Below are 14413 nucleotides of genomic sequence, written 5' to 3'. Positions count from 1 at the left end.
AAAAAAACAGCGTTTAACTGCACATTATCCTCATTCACGGGTAGCGCGTAGTTAAATGCTGAATTACGCTTATATTGTGGGCACGTACTACTTAAAACATGCGCCTATACTTCTTAATCTTGTTATTGCTATGTAGCCATGTGGCGGCGAGCCAATCTTTAGCTGAGCTGGAAAAACAGCTGGATTCGTTGTTGCGCAAAGAGGAAAAGAGTGAAGTTGTATTAGGTGTTGGTTATGGCAACAATCCGGCTTATGGTAGCAAAACTACCAACTTCGAATTGCCGATTATCTTAAAAACATTTGTCTCTCCCTCCTTATCTTATTATCATAAAAGCGGTTTTTACGCCGGCGTTAGCGCTTATTATCTTTTTAATTCCCTCAACAAACCCTGGTTTGAATGGGATCTGACTGCCGGTTACGACTACACGAAAAACAAAAATTTCCTGACAGGAATTTCCTATACACATTATGAGTTTACGGACTCCAGCGATGTACCCACTACGCCTATAACGAATGAATTATTTGCATATTTCTACTATCGTAAATGGTGGGTGCAACCGGGTGTGAGCCTGGATTATGGCTGGGGAAAAGATGCATTGGAAGGAAACCACACAAAAGAAACCTTCCGTGGTAACGATTTTAATTTCATTGCCGCCCTCAGGCATCCGTTTATTTTTAATGCCGTGATGAGCAGGAGAGATGTGGTGCTGTTTACCCCATCAGTGAATTTTACTATGGGCACGGCCAATTATTATAGCAACCTCAAGGCCTTTCAGTATGTAACACGATCGCCTAAATTAAAGCAGGTTAAAAAACATCCCGGGAAAGAACTGAATTTTGAAGATCATTCCAATTTTGAAGCCCGGGCTATAGATGTTACTTTGAATTTATCCTATTTTATCGGGCGGCTGAACCTGGCGCCTTCCTTCACTGTTTTCAAGCCTTTCTCAGGCACTGAACAAAACATAATGAGTTATTTTACAGCGCGTATGGCGTACAGTTTCTGATTCTTTTAACAAATAGCACGAAATTTGTATCTACGGAAATCGTAATTACAAAATAGGGGTATCTGTTATTAAAGACGTCTATATTTTAACCATTACTAACAATACATATTTTATGAAAAAACTGTTTTTCGCCGTAGCAGTGCTGATGATGGCTGCTGTTTCAACTGTTAATGCACAAAACAAACTTTTGCGCTTTGGTGTAAAAGGAGGTGCAAATCTTGGAAAGCTTGATGGTACAGGCTTTCAGAATGGATTTAAGTTGGGCTACCACATTGGCGGTTTTGCGCAGGTAAACCTGATCAAGGGTTTTGGAGTACAGGGTGAATTAGTGTTCTCTTCTACCAAAACCAAAACTACAGACGATTTCAGCCAGATTTATAACACAGGTAATCTGAGTGATAATGGAAAAAGCATTAACATGAATTACCTGAGTATCCCATTGCTGGCTAATATTGATTTGGGCAGTCCCCGTATTAAATTACAGGTAGGACCTCAGTTTGGAGCTATGGTAAGCGACAAGAAAGTACTTAGCGCTGCCAATCAGGCTTTCAAAGGTGGTGATATTTCCGGTGTAGCTGGTTTGTGGCTGCAACTCCCGATTATCAACATCAGTGCCCGTTACATCATTGGTTTCAACGACGTGAAAGATTACAAAGATGTAGCTAACACCAGCAACTGGAAAAATCAGAGCATCCAGATAGGAGTAGGTGTTACGCTGTAGATTTTTTTAATTTTATTTTTATAAGATAAATGTCCCGGCTTTGGTCGGGACATTTTCTTTTTCACCCTTTCTGAACGATCCAATGGCGTCTGCCAGTGCGTCACTTGGCACCAAACTTGCCAATGTAGGTATACATAAAAAAAAGAGGACTAATACAGGATTGTCTGACAGAATGTCCTCATGAGGCTTTAAATATCTCAGATGAATAGATTTTATTTAGGAAATTCGGAAGATGAAATGGAGTTCATGCCTATTATCCCTTTGAATGAAGACGGGGAAGGACAGGAGGATGAAAAGATTCCCGATGAACTGGCATTATTACCATTACGAAATACAGTATTATTCCCGGGTGTTGTACTACCTATCACTGTAGGCCGGGATAAATCTATAAAAGCAGTAAATGACGCGTATAAGACTGACAAATTGATCGGTGTTGTTGCGCAAAAAGACAGTACGATAGAAGATCCGAACGTAGCGGATTTGAGCGATGTGGGCACTGTGGCACGTATTGTAAAGCTCATTAAGATGCCCGATGGTGGTACCACTATCATTATCCAGGGCCGCAAACGCTTCAAAATAGATGAAATAGTTACAGAAGATCCGTATTTCAAAGCAAAAATTACGGTCTTACAAGATGAAGCTGCAGAAGATGATTCGGAGTTTGAAGCATACATTTCTTCCATCAAAGATCTGGCTGCCCAAATCATTCAGCTGTCGCCAAACCTGCCATCAGAAGCCAGCATCATCCTGAAAAACATTGAAAACCCCTCTTTCCTGGTTCACTTTGTTTCTTCCAATCTCAATTCTGATGTAAAAGATAAACAGCAACTGCTGGAAATCAACAACCTGCGTACACGTGCAGAGTTGTTGATGAAATTGTTGCAAACAGAATTGCAGCTGGCAGAGCTGAAAAACAAGATTACCAATAAAACCAAGGCGGACCTCGACAAGCAGCAGCGGGATTACTTCCTGCAGCAGCAGATGAAGTCCATCAAGGAAGAACTGGGTGGCGATGCCAATGATCGTGAGATCAAGGAAATGAAGCGCAAAGCCGAAGAAAAGAAATGGCCGGCCACTGCAGCAGAAGCTTTTGCTAAAGGTATTGAGAAACTGGAGCGTATGCACCCCAGCACCCCGGATTACAGTGTGGTATATAATCACCTGGATCTCTTGCTGGATCTGCCTTGGGGCGAATACACAAAAGATAGCTACGACCTGACAAAGGCGAAGAAAATACTGGACCATGACCATTATGGCATGGAAAAGATCAAAGAGCGTATACTGGAATACCTGGCTGTATTGAAACTGAAGGGCGATATGAAGTCTCCTATTCTTTGTTTCGTAGGCCCTCCGGGTATTGGTAAAACCTCGCTGGGGCGTTCTATTGCCAATGCGGTAGGTCGCAAGTACGTGCGTTTGAGCCTGGGTGGATTACATGATGAAAGTGAGATCAGAGGACACCGCAAAACCTATATCGGTGCGATGCCGGGCAGGGTGGTGCAGTCTATCCGAAAAATCAAATCCTCCAACCCGGTAATGATCCTGGATGAAATTGACAAGATAGGTAACGATATGCGCGGCGATCCAAGTTCTGCTTTACTGGAAGTACTGGACCCCGAACAAAACAGCGCCTTCTACGATAATTACCTGGAGTTGGAATTTGACCTGAGTAAGGTACTTTTTATTGCTACTGCCAATAACATCAATTCAATTCATCCGGCGCTGCGCGACAGGCTGGAGATCATTGATCTGAGCGGGTATTCTATTGAAGAAAAAGTAGAGATCGCAAAAAGACACCTGCTGCCCAAGCAGAAAGATGCGCATGGTTTGAAAGACGCTAAATTTCGTTTAGCCAACAGCGTGATAGAGCAACTTATATCTGATTATACCCGCGAGAGTGGTGTGCGTGAGCTGGACAGGCAATTTGCGGCTGTTATGCGTAACCTTGCCAAACAAGTGGCGATGCATCGTCCTTTGCCGGAAGCCATTACAGATGCTACATTACAGAAAATACTGGGTAAACCCCGTTATTCAAATGAGATCTATAAAGTAGGTAATCCTCCCGGCGTGGCTGTGGGGCTTGCCTGGACTTACGTAGGTGGTGATATCCTGTTTATTGAAAGCAGCCTGAGCGAAGGTAAAGGCGACCTGAAGTTAACCGGTAACCTCGGTAATGTAATGAAGGAATCGGCAGTAACCGCCCTGAGCTATCTGCATTCACATGCAATAGAGCTGAAGCTGGATCCAAAGCTGTTTACGCAAAAAAGTATACACGTACACGTGCCTGAGGGAGCAGTACCTAAAGATGGTCCGAGTGCCGGCATAACCATGCTGACAGCATTGGCATCTGTATTTACCGGCCGTAAGGTGAAGTCGTATCTGGCTATGACCGGAGAGATTACACTCCGTGGGCAGGTATTACCGGTAGGTGGTATCAAGGAAAAAATACTGGCCGCCAAAAGGGCAGGTATCCGTGAAATAATTCTTTGCTGGCAAAATGAGAAGGATATAAAGGAAATTAATCCGGCCTATATTAAAGGGATGAAGTTCCATTATGTGAAGCAAATGAACCAAGTGCTGGAAATTGCGTTATTAAAGAGGTAAACATGCGTAACATTGCTGTCAGTCATGACGGTAACTCATATAATGTTCATATCGGTTTTGTTGTGACCCCGGTATGAGCTTCATGTTGATTGTTTTAAGGGTTGATAAAGCCATTCCATTAACCTGGAATGGCTTTATCGTTTATTAGAGCTGTTAGCATTTAGCGATTAGCTGTTAGTAAAAATGCAGCGGAGACAGAAGTGTAATACTTTCATCTCCGCTGCATTTTTACTAACAGCTAACAGCTAATCGCTAAACGCTAACAGCTAATCGATCAATTGCCTTTTATACAACTGTATGGTATTTTCTAATCCAAAATAGAGGGCGTCTGCAACGAGGGCATGGCCGATGGATACTTCTTTCAGTTGCGGGATGTGCAGTTTGAAGAAACGAAGGTTTTCCAGGTTGAGATCATGACCCGCATTGAGTTCCAGGCCTAAGGCGGTGGCTTCCCGTGCGGTGTTTTTATAATCGTTGAACAGCTGCAGGTTTTGCGGCTGTGTGCGTGCGTTCGTATATTCTTCTGCGTAAGGGCCCGTATAGAGTTCGATACGGTCTGCGCCGGCACTTTTAGCGCCTGCTACTTTACTTACATCTGCATTCAGGAAGATGGAAACCCTGATACCTGCTTTTTTCAGTGTAGAGATCACCTCTTTTAACTGTGACTGATATTTAACGGTATCCCAGCCGGTGTTGGAGGTAATTGCATCCGGGGGGTCAGGAACCAGTGTGCATTGGTGTGGTTTTACTTCCAGGACCAGGTCCATGAAGTCTTTGGAAGGGTACCCTTCAATATTGAATTCGGTGGTAACAAGGGGTTTCAGGTCTCTTACATCCTGGTAGCGAATATGGCGTTCATCCGGGCGGGGATGAACGGTGATACCATCGGCACCGAAGCGCTCACAATCCTGTGCCACTTTTAATATATCCGGTAGGTTGCCGCCACGTGCATTTCGCAGGGTAGCAAACTTGTTGATGTTTACACTCAGCTTAGTCATGCTGCAAAATTACTTTATATAGCAGAAAGCACAAAGCAGAAAGCGATTAGCTTTTAGCTGTTAGCTTTTAGTAAAAATGCAGCGGAAATAGAAGTATCATACTTCATCTCCGCTGCATTTTTACTAAAGCTAACAGCTAATCGCTGCTATTAGTATCTGTAGTAGTCTGGTTTGAAAGGACCTGCTACCGGAATACCGAGGTATTCAGATTGTGCAGATGTCAGTACATCCAGTTCCACACCTACTTTCTTCAGGTGTAAACGGGCTACTTTTTCATCGAGGTGCTTAGGCAGTACGTAAACTTTGTTTTCGTAGTTGTCTGAATGCAGCCACAGTTCCAGCTGAGCCAGTACCTGGTTGGTGAAAGAGTTACTCATTACAAAAGAAGGGTGGCCGGTAGCACAACCCAGGTTAACCAGGCGGCCTTCAGCCAGGAGGATGATATCTTTACCGTCGATAGTATATTTATCTACCTGAGGTTTGATTTCAATTTTAGTGTTGCCATAGTTTTTGTTTAACCAGGCTACATCAATTTCAATATCAAAGTGACCGATATTGGAAACGATGCATTTATCTTTCATCAGTTTGAAGTGTTCGCCGTTGATGATATCGCGGCAACCGGTAGTGGTTACGATGATGTCAGCTTCTTTCACAGCGTCGTTCATTTTTTTTACTTCATAACCTTCCATTGCAGCTTGTAAAGCGCAGATAGGATCAATTTCGGTAATGATTACACGGGCGCCGGCACCTCTCAGTGATTCAGCGGAACCTTTACCTACGTCACCAAAACCTGCTACTACAGCAACTTTACCGGCGATCATTACATCGGTAGCGCGGCGGATAGCATCTACACAGGATTCGCGACAACCATATTTGTTATCAAATTTGGATTTGGTAACAGAATCGTTGATGTTGATAGCTGGCATTGGTAAAGTGCCGGCTTTCATACGCTCGTAAAGGCGATGTACACCAGTGGTGGTTTCTTCGCTCAGGCCTTTGATGTGTTGGATCAGCTCAGGATATTTATCGAAAACCATGTTGGTGAGGTCACCACCATCGTCCAGGATCATGTTCAGCGGACGGTCAGCACCACCGAAGAACAGGGTTTGTTCGATACACCAGTCGAAGTCTGTTTCGTTCAGACCTTTCCAGGCGAATACAGGAACCCCTGCAGCAGCGATAGCAGCAGCAGCGTGATCTTGTGTAGAGAAAATATTACAAGAACTCCAGCGCACTTCAGCACCGAGGTGTACCAATGTTTCGATTAACACAGCTGTTTGGATAGTCATATGCAGACAACCAGCAACGCGCGCGCCTTGCAATGGTTTACTGTTGCCATATTCTTCCCTTAATGACATCAGTCCTGGCATTTCGGCTTCAGCCAGCTCTATCTCCTTACGACCCCAGGCCGCCAGGGACATATCCTTAACCTTGTACTGAAGGTTAAAGTCAATGTTTGATTTCGCAATTGTAGACATTCTGAATTATTTTTTGCAAATCTATGGTTATTTTAACTTTTTACATAATGGTACTGAGCGGCCAGCGCAGTAAGCAGTGTAAAATTTTGTTAATCATCTTCCTACATCCTGCTGATCTCATCTTCAGATAAATAAATTTGATTTAATATGAATATTATTATAGATTTGCATATTAAAATATATGTTTTAATATTTAATTATTGAGGAATGTAGAACAAGTGAAAGCGCATATTAAATACATAAACCATAAAAAACGCCATTAGTGCGTCTTCAGCAATTTGCCACAGTACAATTTGAGATATTAAAATAATTGCCGGCAGCGGTTTTTCAGTTTCGTCAGATAGAGATAAGGAAACATTACAACAGGTGCCGGGAGAGCCAATTACAGATATTCGCATATAGGGTTTTACAAAGGACTGTTTTTCACATTTTTGACTTAAAATCTATATGTATAAATAGAAATTTACACACTTATATGTTACTCCTATCCCATCCTAAGAAAGTATATAGGCTTACTATGTCAACCCTCGCATGGTATGCAACAATGCTGCTGATTTTATTATTGCAGGCTTTTTCAGCCGGCGCGCAAGCTGTAAGGGTTATTAATCCCGGTGGTGGAACCGCTACGCCTGGAAGTGGGCTGAGAATAGAAATAGCTTTAGATAATAATAGTGGGCAGACTACAAAAGGAGCAATCCAGGTTTACCGCTTAGGTAATACAGAGTCTTACTCCGGTGCCTATAGTGACCAGGGAATTAACAGCTCTTTTATCATGAAGAATGTTTCTCTGAACACTGGTTCGGCCAATATTAAACCAGTAATATGTGAGATATCTGAGGTATTGGGCGCAGGCACCACAGCAAATCCATACCGGGTAAATATCACCGGTACGCTCAAGATTGCCCGCTTTCCCTTTTTTACAGATGCTAATGTTACGATGACAATCAGCTATGTGAAAGGGGATAATTATTTTATTACGGATTATACCGTAATATCTCCACAGTCTCCCTCATATAAGCCTTATCTGTATGTTTCTGAATATTCCGTCATTCAGCAGGATCCAACTTATCCCGCTGCTGATCAGGATGCTCCTGCCTCCAGCACTTGTGCAAAAGGATTTATTGATAATACGCCCCATCCCACATTGGTAGGGCAATTCAAAGACCTTTCCACTTGCCCTGGTACGCCGGCGTTTACACATGTATTTGTTGCCAATAATGATAAATTTGATACTTATTATGCCGGGGATCAATATTACCGGGATGATAAGGTTAACTATGCGTTATCGAATATTGTCAACACGGTTTCAGGTGCGAACAAGGGATTGGCGGCGGCCGTTGCTATGCCCCAGATTGACAATGCCAATGTTGCATCTGGTACAGCCGTCATGGTTGGTTATGGTGCTGATCCTACTTTCGCTGATTATGCAGCGATCAGGAGTAGTGTATTAACTTCCAGACCTACCAGTACCGGAAGTACACCTATCCAGGTTGAATTTGCCACCCCTACTGCAATGGATGATGAAGGCAATGCCGGTAATAATCACTTTCCAGCCAGTTTGAAACTGAAAGTATTAACTGGTGGTGTTCTCAATGCGCCTTCCTATATCAATGTGAAAGTGAATAACCCTGGTACTGCTGTTCAGGGAACAGATTATGATTTTGAGCCGGGATATATGATTCCGGCAGGTACATATACAGCAGGGCAAACAATTGCTCTTCAAAATGTAATCATCCATGGAAATGATATACTACAATATAACAGGGATGTTACATTTGAATTGGTGCCCCCTGTGTGCAGTAGTCTTGGTTTGGTAAGTATTGGTGCTGCTACTACCTGTAAATATACGATCAGAGATGATGAAGACAGAACGCTCACACTTATGGTACCCGCCAGTATCAACGAAGGAAATACCGTCACCGGCAAAGTAAGTTTACCCGGTACCGTTACCGTTTCAGAAGACACCTGGGTAACACTCACCACCGTGGCAGGAACTACTGCTACTGCAGCGGATTATACCCTGCCTGCCAAGGTATTGATTCCTGCTGGTGGTCACGACGCAGACATTAATATCACAGCAGTTGCAGATAAAATACTGGAGCCAACACAAATACTGAAGTTTAAGGTAGACGCAGTAGTGATGGGGCAGGCACAAACAACTACAAGTACCCCAATTAATATTACTGATGATACCAGGAACCATCCTGAAAACCTGATTATTTCACTGGTACCTGATCCGGCTTTTACCTCCTTTAAAGAAGGTAATGCCGGCGTATTGAATGTTAGTTTACCAACCGGGGTAACTACGCTTATTCCTATTACCGTAAATATCAGTCAACTATCAGGAGTAGCCACGGCAGTGGCAGATTATAAGCTGCTACCTTCCACTGGTACTATCACTGATCATTCGTTTCCTGTTAATCTCAGTTTGATAGCAGATCAACGTATTGAGGGAGATGAAACACTGGTACTCTCAGCAGCAGGTTCAGATGGTACGCCTACTGCTTTTACGGCTGCACCATTTTCGATCAGTATCATAGATGGTGATCTGCCATTAAAGAATCCTATTACTTTACATCTTCCGGTAACCAGTACTAACGAAGGAGATACCCCCGGAGCAGAGTTCTGGGCAGAACTGCCAACAGGGCTGACTACTGAAATTCCTATTACCATTAACCTGGCTGCAGGAAGCGCCTCTACCGCTCTTCCGGGCAGCTATGTACCATTTCCTGCTAGTGTTACCATTGTAAAGGATGCATTGGCTTCCAACCACATTTTTTTCAGTGCAACAGCCAACAAGGTATTTGATGATACCCGCGATCTGATTGTAGATGGTAGTTCGCTGCAAACTGGCATTACTGTAGGTAGTAGTGTAACACTGACAATTAATGATCAAACAGATGTAAGCCAGAAAAAACTTACGCTCACGGCGGTAACAACTCCTCTTAATGAAGGGGATAGTACCCGTTTTAAAATAGCGCTGCCAGTTGGTTATACATCTGCAAAAGATATTTCTATCGCGCTTACTAAAAACAGTGTTGGTACGGAAGCTAGTAATAGTGATTTTGGATTTTTGCAAACAGCTATCACACTGCCCAAAAATACAACTTCCGCTACCACGCAGTATACTGTTATCAATGCCATCAGTGATCTTATTATTGAGAAAGATGAGATCTTAAATATATCCGGTGCTGCCACCGGCTACCAGGTAGGAGATGCTAGTCTGGTAATTAATGATCTTACCAGGAGAAATCCTGCCAATACTTTGCTGACATTCTCCGCGCTTAATACAGCGTTGAATGAAGTGGGCAACCCCACCAGTACGCCTGTTAACTTTACCTTACCTGCCGGTGTTACTACTGAAATACCGATTACAGTAGATTTATCAAATACAACAGGAACGGCTACACGTAATGCAGATTACAATTTACCTGCTGCTGTAATACTAAACGGACCTTCCGGTGCAGGTACAGCATTGCTTAATATTTTACCGGATATGCTGGTGGAAGGACCTGAAAATATTCATTTAGCTCCGGGGGTTAGTGATGCCTATAGTACTCCATACACCATTACACCGGTACCAGGTCTGGATTTTACTATTAAGGATGCACAATATCCGGTTACTATTATTTTGAGCAGCACACCAGACCCCGTTTTGGAAGGTGCCAGTAGTACGCTTACGGCTACATTGCCTAATAGCTGGATTGCCGGTAAGGATATTGTGATTGCGCTTACCAAAGATGTGGCATCCACTGCAGGAGCCGGCAGATATACTTCTTTGCCTGCAACCGTTACTATTCCTGCTACCAAAGGCAATGGCACAGCTGCTATACCTTTGAATACAACTACCAATAACATACTGGACGATGATGCCTATGTTATCATGAAGGGAAATTCCGGTGATCCAAACATGGGGACTACCAATGATACCATCTTCATAAAAGATAATACTATCAATCAACCAGGAGCCAAAAATATTACGTTGACTCCTGACATGACATTGATACCAGAAGGGCAGACTGCAAAAATTACGGTAAGTATACCGTATGCATCTGCAAAAGATATTTATATCAACCTGAGTGCAGATGCAGCATCCGAAGCTACAGCAGCACTTGATTATAATTTAATCAATACTCCTTTGCATTTAACACCCGGAACGCAAACCGCCACCTTTGATGTGGTAAAAGCGCTTTCGGATATGGTGTTGGAAAAAGATGAGTCTTTAACATTGCTGAGCTCCGCTACTACCACATCCAACATACACTATACAGTAAATAATCTGTCGCTGCATATCAAGGACCTCACACGTACAGATCCTAATAACCGGATAATAACAGCAACAACATTTAAACCGTCGCCGCTGACAGAAGGTGATCTGGGTAACATGACTTTCAGTTTACCGGCAGGTGTTACTACCGAAGTTCCTATTACTGTTAATATTCCACAAACCGGTGGAACAGCAGAAGCAGGCCTTGATTACACGCTGGCAGTAACCACTACTTTTAGTAGCGGAAACAATACTACTACACCATTAGTAATTAAGCACGACAACTTTACAGAGGGTCCTGAAACAATTCAGTTTACCGGTACCGCTTCAGATCCTATTGATCCTTACCAGGTAAATATTTCCAATATTGTTATCAATGATGATCCTTCTCAATATCCGCTGCCTGGCCCTATTATCATAAAAAGTTCGCTGGCTGCTATTGATGAAGGTGGCGTGCCCACTATATTATCTGTACAGCTGCCAAATGGTTTGCAGGCGGGTCAGCCCATTGCTGTGAAAATAGATAAGGGTGCAGCTTCTACTGCTTTGGCAACAGATCACACTGCATTGCCTGCATCTATAACTATTCTGAAAGGTGACAACGAAACGGCTTCCCCGGTGAAATTATATGCGGTGGCAGATATGATCCTGGAAGATGATCAAACGGTGATATTAAAAGGTACTGTTACAGATCCGGTTTTCAATAGTGCTGTTGTAAAGGATACCACCATTATTATTCATGACAAAACACGCGATAATCCTGCAACAGGATATATACATCTCATCGCGGTTACTCCCGGCACACATGTACTCGAAGGAAATACCTATACAGCAAGTGTTTCATTGGCACCGGGTGTTACTTCCAGCAAACCTTTTTCTGTTGGATTAACATTAAGCGCTGCCTCAGTGGCAAATGCTAGCGATATTACAGGGTTACCTTCTGTAGTAATAATACCGGTAGGACAAACATCTCAGACATTCACATTCACTGCCAAAACAGATTTTATACTCGAAAAATCAGAACTGTTAAGGATTGTAGCTACTCCGCAAACTTTCACGGGTATGAAAGCGGATAGCCTGGATGTAATTATAGATGATGCTACTCACCTGGATCCTTCCAACCTGAGAGTAGAAATGCGCATCGATTCTGCGGTGATCCATGAAGGTAGCAACACTGCTGTGACCTTTGGTTTTATCAATGATCAGATCACTTCTACAGATGACATTATTATAAATATTTCTAGGGATGCTGTCGCTTCTACTGCTGATGCTTCGGATTATTCCGGGTTACCTGCCCAGGTTACATTAAAGGCAGGACAACACAGTATGATCCAGCAACTGCATGTGATTTATGATAACATACTGGAAGGAGATGAGCAGGTGCAGTTTGTAGCACAATTAGTAACACCTGGTTATACTATTCAACAACCCGGAATGTTGCTCATCCCTGAATCCGGCAATATGAGTGTGCAACTGCAAAAAGGTACAGATGCCGCAGAACCTGCCACCAATGGCTCGTTCCTGATTAAATTCCCTGGTACCAGCACGGCAGCTGCAGATGTGAAAGTGGTATTTTATGTAAGCAACATTGCAGGTGCTACCAACTTTGCCCCTATACAAACATCAGCGGTGATACCTGTTGGTAAAAACAGTGTAAGCATTCCCGTTAATGTGATAGATAATTTTGTGATTGAGGGGGATGAACAAATCGCTGTGTCACTGATGCTGGCGCAGATGAAACGGTTTGGTAAGAATTATGTATTTAATGTAAATGATCAGGATACACTAAAAGTATTAGTGCATGATGATGAAAGTAATAATAGCGGACAGAAAGCGGAAGACAGAAAAGTGATAATAGAAAAGATAGCAGATGCTACAGGTGTAGGAAAAGACGGGTCTTTCCGGGTAAGGTTCACTGATACCAGGCTTACTGCTGTTAAAGATGTAGTAGTTAATTACAGCATTGCTGGTTCTGCTACCCCGGATAATGATTACACGAAACTTTCCGGTTCTTTAATCATCCCTGCAGGGCAAAACGGATTAACAACAAAGGTGGTGCAGTTGAAGAAAAACCTTTCAGGAGACGATCTGACAGTGGATCTGCAACTGCAAAGTGTTAGTAGTAATATCGCCGGTGTAGTATGGCAAACAGGACCAAATGCAGCCGCAGAGGTAATTATACAGGACAACGGAGCAATTAAAATTGACCTGTTGGCAGCATCGCCTAATGTTACAGAGGGAGGAAGTGTACAAATTACCATGAAAGCTGCCAGAACATCCCCTGTTGATTTACCGGTACATATCAAATTGGACCACGATGCAATAAGGAATGTAACCTTGTCGGAAGGCCTGCCTGCAAGTGATGGCGTGATTATCATGTTACCTGCCGGTCAGCTGCAACATACATTTACAGCTACAGTGGCTGATAACGATGTTAATGATGACAATGGATTCCTGAAACTCAATGTATTGCCTTATCAGTCGGATAGCAATACACCGCCTTATGTACACGGACACGCGCCGGATCCAAATGTGATTATACTGGATAATGATTCATTGGCGGTTTCGTTTTCAACAAATATAGATTCGGTTAGAGAAGGCGTAAGCAATACACTCTCATTCGGTCTTACATTCAATCGTAAGAGTTCCCGCGCTGTTACTGTAAACTATGACTTCGGCGCTGCTACAACTACGCTGCCATATAGTTTCAAACTGTATGATGCTACGCCGGGAGTTGATTTTGATAACAGCAACAAACAACTCACCGTGGCTGCGGGTCAGACTACTGGTACCTTCCCGGTTAAGGTGCTTTCATTTGAAAGGAATAGAAAATTTGATGTAAAACTGGTGTCAATGACGGTACCATCCGGACAAAATGTTCCGGTGGCAAAAGCACCTGTTGCAGCTACCGGTGTAATATTAAATGATGACCCTTATTGCAAACTGTGTGATTCCAATGGTGATGGTGTGCCGGATTCAGTATCCCAGTACATTACAGACAGACACTGGCAGGATGATGATAAAGGTAAAATACAGGTAAGTCCCGCTATTTCGCCTAATGGAGATGGAATGGGTAATGAGCTGATGTATATTAAAAATATCAACAAGTATCCGCATAATGAAGTCGTTGTTTTCAACCGTTGGGGAGGTACTGTATTTAAGACCGCCAACTATAATAACAGATCCAACAATTTTAACGGTCGCTCTAATGCGGGTGGTCAGGTAGGAGTAGATGTACCGGACGGTTCTTATTTCTATAGTATAACTATATGGACGGATGGTGGGAAGACAGAGCGTTACACAGGGTTTATTGTGATAAAACGTTAACGGATGTACGA

At 43.0% G+C, this 14413-nt stretch carries 6 protein-coding genes; 4 read left to right on the top strand and 2 right to left on the bottom strand.

Going from position 1 to position 14413, the window contains the following annotated elements; genetic code table 11:
* Window positions 1-98 precede the first annotated feature (98 nt).
* The 3 genes from CLV51_RS18335 to lon all read left to right on the top strand — a co-directional run bounded on the left by CLV51_RS18335 (window position 99) and on the right by lon (window position 4332).
* Window positions 99-1007, top strand: a complete 909-nt coding sequence (locus CLV51_RS18335; RefSeq protein ID WP_146151316.1) for a TorF family putative porin — start codon at window positions 99-101, stop codon at window positions 1005-1007.
* Window positions 1008-1119: 112 nt separating this feature from the next.
* The gene (locus CLV51_RS18330) at window positions 1120-1728 is read left to right on the top strand and encodes a porin family protein (RefSeq protein WP_106529496.1); all 609 of its coding nucleotides are present in this window, start codon (window positions 1120-1122) and stop codon (window positions 1726-1728) included.
* Window positions 1729-1929: 201 nt separating this feature from the next.
* Window positions 1930-4332: an endopeptidase La gene (gene lon / locus CLV51_RS18325; protein ID WP_106529495.1), complete on the top strand. Its 2403-nt coding sequence runs from the start codon at window positions 1930-1932 to the stop codon at window positions 4330-4332.
* Between the two features lie 266 nt (window positions 4333-4598).
* Here lon and CLV51_RS18320 read toward each other — a convergent pair whose 3' ends face one another.
* Together CLV51_RS18320 and ahcY are read right to left on the bottom strand one after the other, a co-directional pair.
* On the bottom strand, window positions 4599-5330 hold the full coding sequence (locus CLV51_RS18320) for a pyridoxine 5'-phosphate synthase (protein WP_106529494.1): 732 nt from the start codon (window positions 5328-5330) through the stop codon (window positions 4599-4601).
* A 149-nt stretch (window positions 5331-5479) separates the two neighbouring features.
* On the bottom strand, window positions 5480-6808 hold the full coding sequence (ahcY, locus tag CLV51_RS18315; protein WP_106529493.1) for an adenosylhomocysteinase: 1329 nt from the start codon (window positions 6806-6808) through the stop codon (window positions 5480-5482).
* Between the two features lie 517 nt (window positions 6809-7325).
* Here ahcY and CLV51_RS18310 point away from each other — a divergent pair.
* Entirely contained in the window at window positions 7326-14402 is a 7077-nt protein-coding gene (locus CLV51_RS18310; RefSeq protein ID WP_158267058.1) for a Calx-beta domain-containing protein, read from the top strand.
* Window positions 14403-14413: the final 11 nt, after the last annotated feature.

Origin of the sequence: Chitinophaga niastensis, from assembly GCF_003014755.1 — a bacterium.
Lineage (GTDB): Bacteria > Bacteroidota > Bacteroidia > Chitinophagales > Chitinophagaceae > Chitinophaga > Chitinophaga niastensis.
Note: the sequence above shows the minus strand (reverse complement) of the source record. Positions and strands in the feature narration are given on the sequence as shown.

Coding starts and splice junctions, on each gene's coding strand:
- CLV51_RS18335 (WP_146151316.1), top strand. CDS start 99: ATGCGCCTATACTTCTTAATCTTGTTATTGCTATGTAGCCATGTGGCG.
- lon (WP_106529495.1), top strand. CDS start 1,930: ATGAATAGATTTTATTTAGGAAATTCGGAAGATGAAATGGAGTTCATG.
- CLV51_RS18310 (WP_158267058.1), top strand. CDS start 7,326: ATGTCAACCCTCGCATGGTATGCAACAATGCTGCTGATTTTATTATTG.
- CLV51_RS18320 (WP_106529494.1), bottom strand. CDS start 5,330: ATGACTAAGCTGAGTGTAAACATCAACAAGTTTGCTACCCTGCGAAAT.
- CLV51_RS18330 (WP_106529496.1), top strand. CDS start 1,120: ATGAAAAAACTGTTTTTCGCCGTAGCAGTGCTGATGATGGCTGCTGTT.
- ahcY (WP_106529493.1), bottom strand. CDS start 6,808: ATGTCTACAATTGCGAAATCAAACATTGACTTTAACCTTCAGTACAAG.